This is a genomic window from Thermobacillus composti KWC4, from assembly GCF_000227705.2.
In the GTDB taxonomy this organism is placed as follows: domain Bacteria; phylum Bacillota; class Bacilli; order Paenibacillales; family Paenibacillaceae; genus Thermobacillus; species Thermobacillus xylanilyticus.
In genome coordinates this window covers 2,972,783-2,991,585 of record NC_019897.1, presented here as the reverse complement: position 1 = coordinate 2,991,585, position 18,803 = coordinate 2,972,783, and the positions used below count along the sequence as shown (strand labels likewise).

Annotated in this window: 10 protein-coding genes; all 10 read left to right on the top strand. The window is 59.1% G+C overall.

Going from position 1 to position 18,803, the window contains the following annotated elements; translation table 11 throughout:
- Positions 1–13 precede the first annotated feature (13 nt).
- Positions 14–961, top strand: coding sequence for a carbohydrate ABC transporter permease (locus tag THECO_RS13860; RefSeq protein ID WP_015255680.1), 948 nt, complete (start codon positions 14–16; stop codon positions 959–961).
- Positions 962–980: 19 nt separating this feature from the next.
- On the top strand, positions 981–2,009 hold the full coding sequence (locus tag THECO_RS13855) for an efflux RND transporter periplasmic adaptor subunit (protein WP_015255679.1): 1,029 nt from the start codon (positions 981–983) through the stop codon (positions 2,007–2,009).
- Between the two features lie 46 nt (positions 2,010–2,055).
- Complete coding sequence (locus THECO_RS13850; RefSeq protein WP_015255678.1) at positions 2,056–4,929, top strand: ABC transporter permease; 2,874 nt, start codon at positions 2,056–2,058, stop codon at positions 4,927–4,929.
- Between the two features lie 3 nt (positions 4,930–4,932).
- Positions 4,933–6,267 carry an endo-1,4-beta-xylanase gene (locus THECO_RS13845; protein ID WP_015255677.1) on the top strand — a complete coding sequence of 445 codons (1,335 nt, stop codon included), beginning with the start codon at positions 4,933–4,935 and terminating at the stop codon, positions 6,265–6,267.
- A gap of 42 nt (positions 6,268–6,309) precedes the next feature.
- Positions 6,310–7,821 carry a glycoside hydrolase family 43 protein gene (locus tag THECO_RS13840; protein ID WP_015255676.1) on the top strand — a complete coding sequence of 504 codons (1,512 nt, stop codon included), beginning with the start codon at positions 6,310–6,312 and terminating at the stop codon, positions 7,819–7,821.
- A gap of 38 nt (positions 7,822–7,859) precedes the next feature.
- Positions 7,860–9,725 carry a beta-L-arabinofuranosidase domain-containing protein gene (locus tag THECO_RS13835; protein WP_015255675.1) on the top strand — a complete coding sequence of 622 codons (1,866 nt, stop codon included), beginning with the start codon at positions 7,860–7,862 and terminating at the stop codon, positions 9,723–9,725.
- 227 nt (positions 9,726–9,952) lie between these two features.
- Positions 9,953–11,602 carry an extracellular solute-binding protein gene (locus THECO_RS13830; RefSeq protein WP_086010553.1) on the top strand — a complete coding sequence of 550 codons (1,650 nt, stop codon included), beginning with the start codon at positions 9,953–9,955 and terminating at the stop codon, positions 11,600–11,602.
- 78 nt (positions 11,603–11,680) lie between these two features.
- Positions 11,681–13,447, top strand: coding sequence for a sensor histidine kinase (locus THECO_RS13825; RefSeq protein WP_041853924.1), 1,767 nt, complete (start codon positions 11,681–11,683; stop codon positions 13,445–13,447).
- Complete coding sequence (locus THECO_RS13820; protein ID WP_015255672.1) at positions 13,422–15,053, top strand: helix-turn-helix domain-containing protein; 1,632 nt, start codon at positions 13,422–13,424, stop codon at positions 15,051–15,053. The genes THECO_RS13825 and THECO_RS13820 overlap by 26 nt, the downstream gene beginning before the upstream one ends.
- Before the next feature lie 109 nt (positions 15,054–15,162).
- Complete coding sequence (locus tag THECO_RS22355) at positions 15,163–18,663, top strand: family 43 glycosylhydrolase (protein WP_015255671.1); 3,501 nt, start codon at positions 15,163–15,165, stop codon at positions 18,661–18,663.
- Positions 18,664–18,803 lie beyond the last annotated feature (140 nt).

Below are 18,803 nucleotides of genomic sequence, written 5' to 3'. Positions count from 1 at the left end.
GGGGGCGCTCAAGTTGACGATCGCGCGCTTGTTGTCGCCGGAGAGCTGGAAGCGATGGCTGTGGTCGCTGATCCGGCTCGTGCTGATCACGGGATTGTCGTATGTCATCCTGTACCCGATTCTGCGGAAAATATCGACGGCGATCAAGGACAAGACGGATCTCTATTCGCCGATCGTGGTCTGGATACCCGAACATTTCACCATGGACAATTTCAGGCAGGCCATCTCGATCATGGATTATTGGGAGACGCTTGTGAACACGTTCGCGCTGGCCGGGACGACCACGCTGCTGACCGCCGCTTCCAGCGCGGTCGCGGGATACGCGTTCGCCCGGCTGAAGTTCAGAGGCAGCAATCTGCTTTTTGCGGGGGTCGTGCTGACGATTCTCGTCCCGCCCACGACGATACTCATCCCGATTTACATGAACCTGAAGGATTTCAGTCTGATGGGACTCATTCCGCTGCTGACCGGAAAAACCGTCAATCTGCTGAATACGTACTGGCCGTTCATCCTGACTTCCGTAACGGCGAACTCGCTCAAGGCGGGGCTGTTCATTTTTATCTTCAGGCAATTTTTCCGGGGCATTCCCAGGGAGATCGAGGAGGCCGCCTACATCGACGGCGCCGGCGTCGGCGCGACGTTCGCGCGCATCATGCTGCCGAACGCGGTGCCGGCCATCGTCACCGTGCTGCTCTTCTCGTTCGTCTGGCAATGGAACGACAGCTTCTTCACGACCACCTATCTGACGTCGAGCAAAGTCATGTCAACGCAGCTCGCGTCATTGCCGTACAATCTGTCGTTCTTCCTTGAAGGCGGCGTCGCGACCAACAAGGATCCGTTCTACCAGAGCATGGTTCAGGACACGGGCATTCTGCTGGCCATCCTGCCGCTGATCATCATTTATCTGTTCGTGCAGCGTTACTTCGTGGAAAGCATCGAACGGACCGGACTTGTCGGGTAAGAAGAGGGGGCGTAACCGGATGTTCCGCGCAAGAGGGCTGGCTGCGGTGTTGGCCGTACTTACGGCCGCATCGCTTGTTCTCTCCGGATGTTCGTTTCTCCCCGTCGAGGACGAGGCGCTTCAGCCGCCGCTCGTCGAACCCGCCAGGGAACCGCTCGATTACACGGTGGTGTCCAGGGGGACGATCGAGACGTACCTGAGGGGCACGGCGCATTTCGTTTCGTCCCGTGTGGAGACGCTCTCGTTCAAGGAATCGGGCGGACGTCTGAAATCCATCAATGTTGCGCTCGGCGACCATGTGGAGGCCGGCGAGCCGGTGGCGGAACTGGAAGTGGGAGATCTGGAGCTCCAGGCGGAGCTGCAGCGGCTGAACGTGGAGCGCGCCCGGCTGCTTTACAAAGAAGCGCGCACTTCCGGCGCAAGCGGCGTCGACCTTCGCTTGCGGGAAATTGATCTGGAACGGGAGCAGAAGATGCTCGAGGCGATGGAGACGCGGCTCGGCAAGGCGCGGCTGCACGCGCCGATCTCGGGTACGGTCATCTTCGTCGCGTCGATGAAAGAGGGCGACACGGTGAGCGCATACCAGCCGATCGTGACCATCGCGGACCCGGACAGCGTGCAGCTGACTTATGTGGCGGCGGAATCGCGCGAACTGTTCGGACTGGAAGTCGGGATGCCCGCCTTTCTGAAGTACAAAGGCGTGGAGTACACGGGCAAGGTGCTGCAGACGCCTTCCAGCGCTCCGTTGACTGCCGATCCCGCGGGGGCGGAGCGCAACGGGGTGACGATCGTTGTCGGCATCGACGACCCGCCGGGAGACGTACAGATCGGCCACAGCGCCGACTTGACGATCCCGCTCCAGAAACGGGAGAACGTCATCGTCCTGCCGCGCTCGGCGATCCGCTCATACATGGGCCGCAATTATGTGCAGGTTGTGGAGGGCGAACGGATCAAAGAGGTGGACGTCGAGACGGGATTGACGACGCCGACCGAAGTCGAGATTGTCAAAGGGCTCGAAGAAGGCCAGATGGTTGTGCTGAACAACTGACCGAACAACAAGTGCCCGGACCGCCGGGCGCGGGATGGGTGTGCGTATGGCCTTGTTGATGATGATTCTCCGCAAGATGGCCAAGAACAAATGGCTGCAGCTGAACCTGTGGTTCGGTCTTACGGTGTGCGTCGCGCTGTTCAGCTCCATGCCGCTGTACTCCCACGCCATTCTGCAAAGAACGCTGTACAAAGAACTTCAGCTCTTGCAGAGCAGGGAATCCGTCTATCCCGGCTTCATCCGGATCAGTACGACCGTCGCTTCGGCCAAGGCGGACGAAGAGACGGCGAAACGCATCGCCCAGGCCGACCGCTTCGTCCGATCGATTCCGGAACGGACGGGACTTGAGGCGCTGTCCTTCTACCAGCAGAGGTTCACGCAGAGGCTGAAGGTTTACGGGGCGGACGCGTCGGAACAGGAGATCCGGGCGCAGAACACGGCCGGCGGCTTCAAGGCGCTGTCGGACATGGAGAAGCGGGTGCGGCTGATCGACGGACGGATGCCGGCGGACCGTACGGACGGCGTCTTCGAAGCGCTGGTGACGCAGAAGTTCCTGCTTGCGGTGAAGCGCGATCTCGGGGAAGAGCTGATCGCGCAATCGATGCAGGACGAACGGGTCCGCTTCCGCGTCATCCCGGTCGGCATCATGGAGACGGCGCCGGAAGCCGATCCTTATCTGCCGTATTTGACCGACGAGATTTCCGACGGCTTTCTGATTCCGTTTGAACAGTTCGAACGCGAGTTCACGAAGGGCGGCAAGCTGGCCATTTCCGCGCTCGAATGGCGCTACGCCCTGGATATCGAACAGCTCTCCGTCGACAAGATCGATGCGTTCGTTGCGGCCGACCGGGACATCCGCCGCTACTTCAAAGGCAGGTTCGGCGTGGCCGAGGTCAACATCCCGGCGACCGCGACGGCAGCAGCCTATCAAGGCAAGCAGTCGAAGCTGGACATCATGATGCTGGCGCTTTACGCGCCCGTCATGATCATGCTCGTGTTCTATCTGTATATGGTTGCCGATCTCATCATCGAGCGGCAGAAGACGGAAATCGCCGTGCTGCGCAGCCGCGGGGCCAGCCGGCTGCAGATCACGGGCATCTATGCGTTCGAAAGCCTCCTGCTCGGACTCGGCGCGCTGGCTGCTGGACCGCCCCTCGGCGTCCTGTTCACGAAAATACTCGGAGCGACGAACGTCTTTCTGTCCTTCGTGCAGCGCTCCGCGCTGGAGGTTGCGCTGGACGTCGGCACGTACAAGGTTGCGGCGCTCGCAACGGGCGGAGCGGTTCTGCTGATTCTCATTCCCGCATTGCTGGCGACAAGAGTCAGCATCGTGGGCCGCAAGCAGGAAATGGCCCGGATGACGAAGATGCCTTTCTGGCACAAGACCGGTCTTGATTTCATGCTCGTCGGCGCAGCCGTCTACCTGCTGTACAACTTCACCCGGCGGCAGGAAGATGTGAAGCGGCTGGCGCTCGATGCGGCTGATCTGCAGATCGATCCGCTTCTGTTCCTGATGCCGGCGGTGTTCGCATTGGGCGCCGGGCTGCTCGTGCTGCGGATCTACCCGTGGGTCATCCGCCTCGTCTACATGGCAGGCCGCAGATGGTGGCCGCCGGCGCTCTACTACTCGCTCGTCCAGATCAGCCGCTCATCCGGACAGTACCTGACGATCAAAATGTTTCTGGTCATGAGTGTGGCGACCGGCCTGTTCAGCGCCAATGCGGCCCGGACGATCAATGACAACATGGAAAGCAAAATCCGCTATGCCATCGGGGCTGACATGGTCCTCATGACGCGCTGGGAGAACGACGCGCCGGCGTTTTCCGGTCAGATGGTTCCTCAGCAGGGACAGTCCGGGGCCGGACTTGCCGGTCCGAGACGCATCCAATATGCCGAGCCGCCTTTTGAACCGTTCAGGGAACTGGAGGGCGTGGAGTCGGTCGCGAAGGTGTTCCGGAAAGAGGGCGCCATGTTTGTCAGCAAGGGCGGCGAGACCGGAAAGGTTACGCTGCTCGGCATCGACACGAAGGCATTCGGCGAGACCGCCTGGATGAAGGACGGGCTGCTCGATCACCCCATCAACCGTTATCTGAATCTGATCGCGCCCAATCCGCGGGCGGTGCTGATTTCCCGGTCGATCGCCGACGCGGCCGGACTCAAGCCGGGCGATCCGATCCGCATCTATTGGGAAGGCGTCAGCCAGGTCCAGTTCACCGTCTACGGCATCATCGATTACTGGCCGACCTGGAACCCGCTGCCGCAGCGCGAAGGCACCGGAGACGAGCGGCTCGCCAAACCGCAGCTGATCGTGGGCCATCTCGGCACCATCCAGAAGCGGCTGGCGCTCGAACCGTACGAAGTGTGGCTGAAGCTTGCGGACGGCGTTTCCAGCCAGCAGATCTATGACCAGTTGATGCAGAAATCGATCAAGATCGTCAGCCTCCGCGATGCGAAGCAGGAGCTGATCCTTTCCCGGAACGAGCCGTTCCGGCTGGCGATCAACGGCGTCATGACGCTGGGCTTCGTCATTTCCATGCTGATCAGCTTCTTCGGCTTTCTGATCTTCTGGATGCTGACGTTGTCCGGAAGGACGCTCCAGTACGGGGTGCTGAGGGCCATGGGTATTCCGTATCCGCAGATGATCGGCATGCTCGTCAGCGAGCAGGCGCTCACCTCCGCCGCGGCCGTCGTCATCGGCGTCTGGATCGGCAATCTGACCAGCGATCTGTTCGTTCCGCTGTTCGAGATGTCCTTCGCCGCCGCGGAGCAGGTGCCGCCGTTCGAAATCGTCCGGCAGTTGAGCGATTACGTGCAGCTTTACGCCATCGTCGGATTTACGCTGGCCGTCGGCCTGCTCATCCTCGCGGTTCGCTTGACGCGAATCCGCATTGCGCAGGCGCTGAAGCTGGGAGAGGAGTAAAACATGATGGATTTCGGGGGAACGCAGATCTTGAAGGTTGGTCTCATTGTGGTGTTGATCGCCATTGCGGGCATTGCGGCCTGGCTGGTGCTGAGCGGCAAGGACGGCAGTCAGGATGCAAACGAGGTGAACGAGGCGGCGGTCATGGAAGATCCGGATACAAGCGATTCCGGGATAACGGACGATTCGGCCGAGTCAGCCGGCGACGGAGCGGCCGGCGGGGAAACCGATCCGTCACCGGCGGAGCCCGAACCCGCCGCAGCGGCGCCGGCGCCTTCCGTGGAACCGGACATTCCGTCGCTGGCCGAGGCGTATGCCGGTCTGTTCCCGATCGGCGCGGCCATTGAGCCGGCCCATACATCGGGACTCCGGGCAGAGCTGCTCAAGAAGCATGTGAACATGATCGTTGCGGAGAATGCGATGAAACCGGCTTCGCTCCAGCCGGCCGAAGGGCGGTTCAACTGGGAGCCGGCGGACCGGATTGTCGAATTTGCCAAAGCGAACGGCATGGAGCTTCGTTTCCACACGCTGGTCTGGCATAATCAGGTTGGGGACTGGTTCTTCCTGGATCCCGAAGGCAAACCGATGGTCGACGAGACCGACCCGGAGAAACGCGAAGCGAACAAGAAGCTGCTGCTGGAACGTCTGGAGCGGCATGTCCGCACGGTCGTGGAGCGGTATAAAGACGATATCCGGTCGTGGGATGTGGTGAACGAGGTCGTCGAACCCGGCGATCCGGACGGCATGCGGGCAAGCCCGTGGTACCGGATCGCGGGCATCGATTACATCGAGACGGCTTTTCGCGCCGCGCGCGAAGCGGGCGGACCGGACATCAAGCTGTACATCAACGACTACGGTACGGACAGTCCCGCCAAGCGCGACCGGATCTATGAGCTGGTGAAGGAACTGCTGGACAAGGGCGTGCCGATCGACGGCGTCGGACATCAGACGCATATCAGCATCCACGGGCCTTCCGTCAGCCAGATCATCGAATCGATGAAGAAATTCAGCGAACTCGGCCTGGATAACCTGGTCACCGAGCTGGACATGAGCCTCTATGCCTGGAACGACCGGCGAGACTACGGAAGCGATATTCCGGAGGACATTCTCCGGAAGCAGGCCGACCGATACCGCGAGCTGTTCGAAGCGTTCAGGGAGAACAAGGACATTATCGGCGGCGTCGTGTTCTGGGGAATTGCGGACGATCATACGTGGCTGAACAACTTCCCCGTGCAGAACCGCACGGATGCGCCGCTGCTGTTCGACCGGCAGCTGCATGCGAAACCGGCGTTCTGGGCGGTCATCGATTCCGCCGGGCAGGAGCCGCAAGACGCATGATGCCGGCAAGCAGCCACACGCCAATCGGAAGGAGCGATCACAGTGGGCGGCACGCTTATCACCAATCCGGTCATCTGGGCCGATGTTCCCGATCCGAGCGTCATTCGGGTCGGATCCGTTTTCTATATGGTCAGCACGAGCATGCATTCGATGCCGGGATGCCCGATCATGAAGTCCGTGAACCTGAAGAACTGGGAAATCGTGAACTATGTGTTCGAGACGCTCGAGGATCATGACGCCCACAAGTTGTCGGACGGCAAGGGGATCTACGGCAAAGGTTCATGGGCCCCCAATCTTCGCTGTCATGACGGCACGTTCTACGTGTGCTTCTCGAGTCTGGACATGAAGCGGTTCTATATCTACCGGACGAAGGACATCGAGAACGGGCCGTGGGAACGTTCCGTCATCGACGGCGTCTATCATGATCCGAGCCTGCTGTTCGACGAAGGCCGCGTCTATGTCATCCACGGCAACGGCGACATCCGGATTACGGAGCTGACGGAAGACTTGACGGCCGTCAAGCCGGGCGGCATCGACGGACTGCTGCTCGTCGGGGAACGGGAAGGCATCGGGCTGAGGTGCGAAGGCTGCCATGCCTATCGGTTGAACGGCTACTATTATTTGTTCTTCATCGAATGGCCGAAGGTCGGCAACAAGCGCCGCAGACAGATCTGTTACCGGTCGCGCAACCTGCTCGGGCCTTTCGAGAGGCGGGTGGTGCTCGATGACGACATGGGCTACCGCAACCACGGCGTTGCGCAGGGCGGCATTGTCGATACGCCCGCGGGCGAATGGGCGGCCGTGCTGTTCCAGGACCACGATGCCGTCGGCCGGGTGCCCTGCGTCGTTCCGGTTCGATGGGAAGACGGCTGGCCCGTGTTCGGTACGGATGGCAAGGTGCCGCAATCTTTTGAGCTGCAGCTGCCGGACGCGGCGGCGGGGCCGCTCGTCATCAGCGATGCGTTCGACTACAGCGAAAACCGGCTGGCGCTGAACTGGCAATGGAATCACAATCCGGATAACAGCCTGTGGTCCGTGACGGAGCGGCCGGGCTGGCTCAGGCTGGTAACCGGAAGTCCGGCACGCAGCGTGGAATATGCCCGCAATACGCTGACGCAGCGGACGGAAGGCCCGGCGTGCAGCGGCATGACGTTGATGGAGTTTGCGCATATGAAACCGGGAGACCGCGCCGGCCTGGTCGCCTTGCAGCATTTCTACGGCACCGTCGGCATTCACGTTGCGGAAGACGGTGCGCGTTATGTTGCCATGTGCGTCAGAGGGGAAGACGGCGGGGAAGAGGTGGTCGAGAAAATCCGGTACGACGGCGACAGCATTCATTTGAAAATCGACTTCGACTTCCGTGACAGCGCGGATCTTGCCCGTTTCTTCTACTCTGCGGACGGCGGCGAGTGGCATGCCGTCGGCCGCCCGCTGCAATTGAAATATACATTGGATCACTTCATGGGCTGCAGGTTCGGATTGTTCCATTACGCCACCCGGGAAACCGGCGGCTGTGTCGACTTCGATTATTTCCGTTACGAGAAGCGAGGCTGACGTTCCGGCGATGAGCATTCATGAATGGAGGGCCTTTCATGTATGAATTGAGAGGAAAAAACGTCATCATTCGCGACCACGAATTGCGGCGCCGGGAACAAGCCAACCGGGCGTACTTGATGAAGCTGAACAGCGACAGCCTGCTGTTCAATTATCGGTTGGAGGCCGGCCGGTATTCGGGCAGAGAGATTCCGCCGTGGGCGCACGGAGGCTGGGAGTCGCCGGTCTGTCAGCTTCGGGGCCATTTCCTGGGACATTGGCTGTCGGCGGCGGCGATTCATTATCATGCGACCGGAGATGCGGAACTGAAAGCCAAGGCGGATGGCATCATCGATGAACTGGCCGAATGCCAGAAGGACAACGGCGGACAATGGGCGGGTCCGATTCCCGAGAAATATTTGCACTGGATCGCTGCCGGTAAAGCGATCTGGGCGCCGCAGTACAATCTTCACAAGCTCTTCATGGGCCTGGTGGATTCGTTTCAGTACGCGGGGAATCAGAAGGCGCTGGACATCGCGGACCGTTTCGCGGACTGGTTCGTGGAATGGAGCGGCCGGTTTACCCGCGACCAATTCGATGACATTCTGGATGTCGAGACGGGCGGCATGCTGGAGGTATGGGCCGATCTCCTGCACATTACCGGCAACGGGAAGTACAAGACGCTGCTTGAACGCTATTACCGCGGCAGGCTTTTTCAGCCCTTGCTGGAAGGGAAAGATCCGCTCACGAACATGCATGCCAACACGACGATCCCGGAAGTGCTCGGTTGTGCCAGGGCGTATGAAGTAACCGGCGACAGCCGTTGGATGGACGTTGTCAAAGCTTACTGGAATTGTGCGGTGACGGAAAGAGGTTTCCTTGCCACGGGCGGCCAGACTTCCGGGGAAGTCTGGATGCCGAAGATGAAGATGAAAGCCCGCCTCGGGGACAAGAATCAGGAGCATTGCACGGTGTACAACATGATGCGGTTGGCGGAATTTCTGTTCAGGCATACCGGTGACCCCGGCTATGCGCAATACAGGGAATACAATCTTTATAACGGGGTAATGGCGCAGACCTATTACCGGGAGTATGCATTGAATGGCAATCCGCACAACCATCCCGGCACCGGGCTGCTCACGTACTTTCTTCCGATGAAGGCCGGATTGCGCAAGGACTGGAGCACGGAAACGAGCAGTTTCTTCTGCTGCCACGGAACCATGGTTCAGGCGAATGCCGCCTGGAACAGGGGCATTTATTATCAAGACCGGGACGACATTTACATTTGCCAATATTTCAATTCCGAGATGACAACGGAAATCAACGGAGGGGAACTCCGGATCATTCAGACCCAGGATCCTATGAACGGAAACAGCATGACTTCTTCCAACACTGCGGGTTATCAGTCGATCAACGAAGTTGCGGCAATTCATGAAAACCTGCCGCCATACCGAAAGTACGATTTCGTGATCCGCACATCCGTGCAGCAGCCGTTCGCAATCCATTTTCGAATTCCGGAATGGATCATGTCGGACGCTGTCCTGTATGTGAACGATGAGTTTCACGGAAAAACGTCGGACAGCACCCGATTCTACCCGATTCGGCGGGTCTGGCGGGACGGCGACAAGATCAGCGTGTTGCTGCCGATCGGCATTCGTTTCGTTCCGCTCCCCGATGACGAAAATACGGGCGCTTTTCGTTACGGCCCCGAAGTGTTGGCGGGCATATGCGACGCGGAACGGATCCTCTACGTGGAGAGTGAGGACATCGCTTCCGAAATTGTAATGGAGAATGAACGCGAGTGGGGGAGCTGGCGGTATTTCTTCAAGACGGCCAATCAGGATCCCGCCATTTCATTCAAGCGAATCCGGGATATTGGCTATGAACCTTATCAGATTTATTTTAGTATAAAAAGAAGAACGTAACCCAGCCCGGGCGACTCATGGTTTCAGGAGCCGGAATCCGCAATCCCGACGATTTCGGCTCCTTTTTTTCGTTCATACGCTATAATTTCGTAAAAAACGGGTAAGAAAATCAAGATATGGACGTTGCCTGATCTGCGGAATGCCGATATAGTAAAAAATACACGCAATTTTGCTTCGAAAACGAATGGGAAAAGAGGTTGCCCGAATTGCGGATGCCGTTCAAGCGAATGGTTGGACTGGCAACGGCTGCAGCGAGCTTTGTCCTGCTTCTGACGGCATGCCGGGGTGACGGAGACGTCAGGGAAGCGCCTCCGCCTTCCGGGATCGAAGAGACGGCCTATGCGCATCCCGGACTGAGCCGCTACGATCCTCCGGTGGAACTGTCATTCGTGCGGGAAACCGGCGACAATCTGTACGGATTGCTTGACCATCTTCCGGGCGAGACGCTGGAAGACAACCGGTGGACCCGGCTGTATGAACGGGTGCTGGGCGTCCGGATCACGTACGAATGGACGGCCAAGGGCGATCTCTACCGTCAGAAACTGGGGGCTGCGCTTGCTTCGGGAGACATTCCCGACGTCGTCACGGTCGATGCCCAGCAGCTTCGGCAGCTCAGCGAAGCCGGTCTGATCCAGGAACTGACCGACGTGTATGAGCAATACGCCACGCCGTTCACGAAGGAGATTCTCGGTCAGGAAGGGCCGGGCCCTTTCGAAGCGGCAACGATCGACGGCAAATTGATGGGAATTCCGGAAACGCTCTCGTCCATTGAAGGCGCCGAATTTCTGTGGATACGAACCGACTGGCTCAAGCGGCTCGGTTTGAAACCTCCGCGGACGATGGAGGATTTGTTGACCATTTCGAAAGCGTTTACAGAAAACGATCCCGACGGAAACGGCGAGCACGACACGTTCGGCTTGGCCGTCACCCAGTATTTATGGGACCCCGTCAAGGGGTTGACGGGGTTCATGGCCGGTTTCCACGCCTATCCGAACCTGTGGATCGAGGACGATGCGGGCAGGCTTGTGTACGGCGCGGTGCAGCCGGAAGTGAAGACGGCCTTGCAAGTGCTCCAGGAAATGTACCGGGATGGTCAGATCGACAGCGAATTCGTATTCAAGGACGGCATCAAAGTCAGGGATCAGATTGCCGCCGGGAAGATCGGCATGACGTACGGCCAGCAATGGGCTTCGTTCGATGTGCAGGCGAGCTGCACCAACGACCCGGAAGCGGAATGGGGGGCGTTCCCGATTGTGGCGGTCGCCGGAACGGAAGTGAAAGTCCCGCTTCGATTCCCGACTTATCAGTTCCTGGCCGTCCGGAAAGGGTATGAACATCCCGAGGCGATCGTGAAGCTGTTCAACCTGCATCTGGAAAAGAACTGGGGGGAGACCGCCGAATACGAAACCTACTACAGCACGCCCTACCCCGCATGGCAGCTCTCACCGGTTACGCCGTTCCCGGCGCATAAAAACCTGGAAGCCTATCGTCAACTGGAAGAAGCGCGGCGCACGGGAGACATGTCCGTGCTCAAGGACGAAGCCCGATCGATTTACAGGAAAATCGAGGCCTATCTGCAACAAAACGATGAGACGGGCTGGGGCTGGGAGAAGACGTACGGCCCGGACGGGGCGTTCGCGATCCTTGACCAGTACGAGAAGAACGGCCAACTGCTGTACGAACGGTTTTACGGCGCCCCGACGGAGACGATGATCGAGCGTCTGAGCATTCTGGAAAATTTGAAAAACGATACGTTCATCAGCATCATTCTCGGCAGTCCGATCGACGAATTCGACCGCTTCGTGGAGGAATGGCACCGCCTGGGCGGAAGGGAGATCACCGAGGAAGTGAACCGGTGGCATGCTGCGAGAAGATGACAGACCCGGACAAGTCGCGGAGCCCGGGGCGCAGCGGATGTCCGGCTGCGGAAGAACGGCGGCATCGGGGGATTGGACTTGATCAGAATACCGGCAAATTTGCGGTGCAACACCATTTTCGCCAGACTGGTGATCATGCACCTCGCCGTGGTCTTGCCCATCATTCTGCTCGGCATTTATTTGTACAACTGGAGCTACAAGAACGCCGGCGAGGAGATCTCGAGAAACACGCTGGCGCAGCTCGCTTCCTATCTGCAGGATTTGAACCGTGAGATCGAATGGCTGGAAATCCAGCAGTACGATCTGCTGCAGGAAGGACAGCTCCACAAGATTTCCATGATATGGGACAAGATGGACAATAACGAGCGCAGGGAAAGCATCAACTACATGCTCCATCGGCTGACTTCCATCAAGGGCAGCAGCGCGTACATCAAGGACATTTATGTGCACATCCGTTCCATCGGCAAAACGATTTCGGCCGAAAACGGCGTCTACGACTTTGACCGTGAACGATACGATGACATGCGATCCGCATTGAACGCCGGCGAAAGCCGGTTGATCAAACGGAACGGCGCCCTTCATCTGGGCGTTTACCGGGCCGGAGGCATGACGGGAGAGAAGCCCGCCGTGCTGATCGAGATTGAACTTGATGCCGACAAACTGCGGGAATCGCTGCGGCAGATCAACGTCTATCCCGAGAGCGGCTCGTTCCTGCTCGATGAGGAAGCGGGGTTCATGCTGGCCAGCGACGATCGGACGGACCACATTATGCAGCATTATCTGGCGGCCGCGGAAGGCGCGACCGGAAACTCGCTGCAGCTCGAAATGGAAGGCCGGAAATATCACGTCGACAAAGCGCATACCGGTGAGCTGAGGTTGTCCGTCGTGGCGCTCCTGCCCGAAGAAGCGGTCAAGCGGCCGCTCAGCAAGTTCACCATGTGGGCGTGGCTGTTCGCGCTCGCGTCGTCCATCGCCATCATCGTCTATTCCGTCTCCACGTACCGGGTCGTCCACCGGCCGCTGCTCCTGCTCGTGCAAAGTTTCCGGAAAGTCGAGGGAGGCGATCTGGACATCCGGATTCATCACCTGCGCAATGACGAATTCGGCTATTTGTACAATCGGTTCAACCAGATGCTCATCAAGCTGCAGACGCTCATCGACCAGGACTTCAAACAGAAGCTGATGATGCAGAAGGCGGAGCTGAAACAGCTGCAATCGCAGATCAACCCCCATTTTCTGTACAACAGTTTCTTCATTCTGAATTCACTGGCCAGGACCGGGGATACCGAGCGGATCGAGCTGTTCACGAACATGCTTGGCGAATACTTCCGGTTCATCACCCGCGACGGCGCCGACAACGTGTGCTTGTCGGAAGAAATCCGGCACGCGAGAATGTACACCGAAATTCAGAAACTGCGGTTCTCGCGCCGCATCAAGGTGCAGTTCGACGATCTGCCGAAGGAAATGGAGCACATCCGGGTTCCGCGGCTGATCGTCCAACCGATCATTGAGAACGCGTACGAACACAGCCTCGAGAAGAAGCCGGACGAAGGCTTCCTCCGCATCACCTTCGAAATGGATTCCGGCCATGCGCAGATTATCGTCGAGGACAACGGGAACGGCATCAGCGACGCCGGCATTGAAGACCTGAAGAACCGGCTCGCGAGCATGGACGATTCCCAGGAAATGACGGGCATGATGAACATCCATCGGCGCATTGTGCTGACGTACGGTGAAGGCAGCGGATTGTTCCCGTCCAGAAGTGAACTGAACGGCCTGAAAGTGGTGATTCGAATCCGGTTCGGGGAGGAGAACAGACATGTACAGACTGCTGGTCGTGGATGATGAGGAGATCATTACGGACGGACTGTACGAAGTGTTCAGCCGGTTCATGCCGGAGCATCTCGATGTCTGCAAAGCCTATTCCGGACAAGAGGCGCTGGAATGGATGGCGAGAACAAGAATCGACATTGTCATGGCCGATATCGCCATGCCCGGGTTGAGCGGCCTGGACCTGGCCCGGGAGATTCAGCTTTATTGGCCGAGATGCCATGTGATTTTCCTGACGGGACACAGTGAATTCGATTATGCCTATCGGGCATTTCAATTGAAGAATGTCCGCTATTTGCTGAAAACGGAAGGGTATGCGAAGCTGCAGGAATTGGTGCGGGAAATTGTCCAAGAGATTCACCGCAGCCAGATCGAAAGCCGGATGCTGGAACAGTCCCGCGAAAAAGCGCTCGCATTCGAAATCATGGCGCAAGGGGACTATATGCGGTACTTGCTCCAGGACAGCGAGAAGCATTGCGCGGACACGGAGGTGCTGGTCCGGGAGTTCCGCAAGTTGAACATCGACCTGGACCCGGAGCATCCGGTCGTGCTCGTCCTCGGCCGGCTGTCGTTCCCCGAAGGGAAGACGTACACCGAGAGGAGCGCGATTCTCGCTTCGGCCCGATCGATCTGGGATTCGTATCTGGCGGAACAGACGCGAAGCGTCGACATCACGGACCGGCACGGCGACATTCTGTGGTTTCTCCAGCCGTCCCGGGATGCGGGGGAGAAATTCGACGGCCATCTGATCCGCTATCTGGAAGGAACGTTGGAGCTTGTCCAGGAATCCTGCCTCTCATCCCTCGGGCTCAAGATCGGTTTTGCGATCAGCGGCAGCTGCTGCGAATGGAAAGCGATCACCCGGCAATACGAGAGGCTGCGGGAGCTGCAGCAGCTCATGTTCGGCGACGGCACCTTCATGATCCTTCGGGATTGCGCCGATCCGGCCGCCGCATGCTCCGGCAGGGAAGCGGTCCTTCCCGTGCGCAAGGCGGAAATGCTGGCGGCCCATCTTGAAGCCGGGCGGGCGGAGTCGTTCTTCGAAGATCTGGAGGAGCTGTCGAACGAGGCGCTACAGTCGGAAGCCGGCGTGCAGCGGGCGATCCAGGCGTATTATTCGGTGGCGGTCGTGCTGTACGGCTGCATCAACCGGTTCGGGCTGCACGGCCAAATCGGGGATTACCGGAAGCTGCTGCGCCTGGACGATCATGCGTCCATGAAAGAGGGATTTCAGTACTTGAAGCAAATTTCGCACGCGATCTTCCGGTACAAACAGCTTGATGAGCGGAACCGGGCCGCCCAGGTGATCGACCGCATCTGCCGATATATCGAGGATCATCTGGACGAGGACATTTCCCTGGTCCGGCTGGCGGAGATCCATTATTTCAACCCGTCGTATTTGTCCCGTTTCTTCAAACAGGAGCGCGGCATCAATTTGTCCGAATATATCGATCAATGCCGGGTTCGGAGAGCCAAGGAGCTGCTTCGGGACGGCGATCTGAAAATACGGGACGTGGCCGCGTCGGTCGGCTACGAAGCGGCGCATTCCTTCACCCGTTTCTTCAAGAAGGTGACCGGCATGACACCGCAGGAATACCGGGATACGCTGTCGGCCAGTTGAGAAGGCCTGTAAAACCCAGCCTTCGACGGGTGATGATGAATCGATCATCCGGTTGTTCCTCCCGCTTGCCGGCGATACACTGGTAAGCGACCACGGGGGAGGATGATGCATGCGAAAGAAATCGTTCTTCTTGTGGCCCACTGCAGTTCTCGTGCTGGCGGCCCTCTTTTTTTTGCTTCTGTCGCTTGATTCGGACTCCCGGCATGTTGACGGCCCGGTCGAGATGGCCTCCAATCCGGTGATCTACGCCGATTTCCCCGATCCGGACGTCATCCGCGTCGGGGACACCTATTACATGGTCACCACCAGCATGCACATGCTGCCCGGATCGCCGATCATGCGGTCGACCGATCTGGTGAATTGGGAGATCGTCGGCTATCCGTATGAAAGCATCGAAGACAATGACGCCTACAAGCTGAAGGGCGGTTTGAACGCCTACGGGAAGGGCACCTGGGCGAACAGTCTGAAATATCACAAAGGCAAATTCTACGTGCTGACGGCGTCGCTGGATACGGGCAAGACGTATCTCTTCAGCACGGACGATCCGGCCGGAACCTGGGAGCGGACGGAATTCGGGGGCTATATGCACGACCCGGCCCTGTTCTTCGATGATGACGATAAAGCGTATATCATCTACGGTGCCGAAAATATTTCGATCAAGGAGTTGACCCCGGACTACAAGGCGATCCGGCCCTCGGGGCTGAACAAGGTCATTCTGTCTTCGGGAAAACCGGGGATGGAAGGCGCGCATGCCTACAAGATCAACGGCAAGTATTACCTGACCTTCATCTGGTGGGAACAGGGGAAGATTCGCAGGCAGTATGTTTACCGGTCCGATCGGCTTGACGGCCCCTATGAAGGGAAGCTCGTGCTGAGCGATACGATGGGGTACAAGCAAAGCGGCGTTGCCCAGGGCGGGCTGGTGAATACGCCCGACGGAAGATGGTACGCCATGCTGTTCCAGGATCGGGATGCCGTGGGGCGCGTCCCCGTATTGGTCCCGGTCCGTTGGGAAGACGGCTGGCCCGTTTACGGCGATGAGGAAGGGAGAGTTCCGCTCGAATTCGAAAAGCCGGGCCGAGGCCGTCCGGCAGAGCCGCTCACCAGGAGCGACGAATTTGACCAGGAGTCAGATGCGGAGGACCGCCCGAACGGGTCGAAACTCGGGCTGCACTGGCAATGGAATCATCTGCCCGACCATACGATGTGGTCGCTGACCGAGCGCAGAGGATTCCTGCGGCTGAGGACAGGGCATGTTGCCGATGATCTGCTGCAGGCGCGGAATACGCTGACGCAAAGAAGTTACGGTCCCCGAAGCTCGGGCTGGATCGCGATGGACACCGGCGGCATGCTGGACGGCGACTATGCGGGACTGGCCGCCTTCCAGCAGGAATACGGATTCATCGGCGTCACCCGGGAAGAAGGCCGGCGCTACATCGTCATGGTCGAGAAGGGCGTCGAGAAAGCGCGGACCGAACTGGAGCAGGAACAGGTCTATCTGAAGATCGATTTCGACTTCGTGACGGACAGGGCGAAATTTTACTACAGCCTGAACGGCGCCGATTGGACCGAGTTCGGAAGCGAACTTAAGATGCGGTACACGATTCCGCATTTCATGGGGTATCGGTTTGCCCTGTTCAATTTCGCCACCCGGACTGCGGGAGGATACGTGGACATTGATTATTTCCGGTTCAGCAGCGACGCGGAAGGTACGACGACACCGGCCGTGCCGGCGGCCTATCTGAAAGAGGATGCCATCGAGCTGAGCGGCGGCAAGGACGCGGTCTATGACGTGCGGCTGGTGATGGACGAGGTTCCGGCAGGGGCGGATGTTCTGCAGATTCGCGCGACGGTCCGGATTCCGGAACTGTTCGAGGTCGTGCAAGTCGTGCCGAACCGAAGCAATTTGACGGCCGGGGAGGTCGCCTGGCAATCGACGGAAGACGGACTGCAGGTTCTGGTCGAAAACCCCGACGGCTCGGCCGTTTCGTTCATGAACCGGGATGCCGGCAAGACATTGCTGACCATTCAATTGAGGTTGAGAAAGGAGTTGACGACCCGAGTGAATGAGGAAATCAACGTAAGCCGCCTGGAGGTTGTCCGCGCAGATCAGCGGACGGAGACGTACGATGTCAGCGGCGCCGCGGCCAAGGCAAGCTTCACGCCGCCGGCCGAAGCGGTCGGCAAAGTTCCGCCGAACGGCAACCCGCTCGTCGCCCACAAGTTCGGCGCCGACCCGTACGCACTGGTGTACCGGGATCGCGTCTACCTGTATATGACGGGCGATGTGCTGGAATACGATGCGGACGGGAACGTGAAGGAGAACAGTTACGGCTCCATCAACAAGCTGTCGGTCATCTCATCCGACGATCTGGTGAACTGGACCGATCACGGCTATATTCACGCGGCCGGCCCGAACGGCGCGGCGAAGTGGGCGACGCAGTCGTGGGCGCCTGCCATTGCGCATAAAGTGGTGGACGGCGAAGACAAATTCTTCCTCTACTTTGCCAACAACGCCAGCGGAATCGGCGTGTTGACCGCGGACAGTCCGACCGGACCTTGGCGGGACCCGATCGGAAAGCCGCTCATTACCAGGGCGACGCCCGGCGTCCGGGATGTTACCTGGCTCTTCGATCCCGCCGTGCTGATCGATGACGACGGCAAAGCCTATATTTACTTCGGCGGAGGCATCCCGGAAGGGAAGGAAGCGATGCCGAACACCGCGCGCGTCATGCAGCTCGGCGACGACATGATCAGCGTGGTCGGGGAGGCGGTCACCATACCCGCGCCCTACATGTTCGAAGACTCCGGCATCAACAAGATCGGAGGGAAGTATTACTACACGTATTGCTTGAACTTCGCCGGCGGCGTCCGCCCTCCCGGCAGCCCGCCGCCAGGGGAGATCGCCTACATGGTCAGCGATCATCCGATGGGCCCCTGGGAATACAAGGGGACGATTCTGAAAAATCCCGGGCATTTCTTCGGAGTCGGCGGCAACAACCACCATGTCCTGTTCCAGTTTCACGGGGACTGGTATATCGCCTATCATGCCCAGACATTGGCCAAGGCGATGGGGGTTGCGATGGGCTATCGCTCGACCCATCTGAACCGGGTGTTCCTGGACGATGACGGGGCCATACGGGAGATCATCGCCGATCTGAAAGGGGTGGAGCCGGTCCGGCATCTTGACCCGTTCGTCCGCGTGGAAGCGGAGACGATGGCATGGAGCGCGGGCATCGCGGTGGAGCCCGCGGATTTGGAGGATGCTTCCGGTTCCGGATCGTCCTCCCCGAACATGGCGGTCACCGACATCCACAACGGAGACTGGACGGCGGTCGCCAATGTGGATTTCGGCAGCGGGGCTTCCGCTTTCGCGGCAACGGTATCGAGCGGAAGCGGCGGCGGCACGATCGAAGTGCGGCTGGACCGTCCGGACGGCAAGCTGATCGGGACGCTCGAAGTGCCCGCGGGAAGCGGCCGGGATCAATGGGTCGAAGTGACGACGGACATTGCGGGCGCAGAAGGCGTGCACGATGTCTATTTCGTCTTCAGAGGAAAGCTGGATGATCGGATGCTGTTCAAGTTCGACAGTTGGCGGTTCAGCCCGTAAGGCATCCGTTCGCGCATCGGCATCATCGCCTTCGGGACCAGCCCCCTGAGCCGTCGGAGCCGTCATAAACGACCGGCAAGATGTACCATAATAAGAAACGGGCAGTCAGGCCTTCCGCCGGCTGCCGATCATTTTCGGGG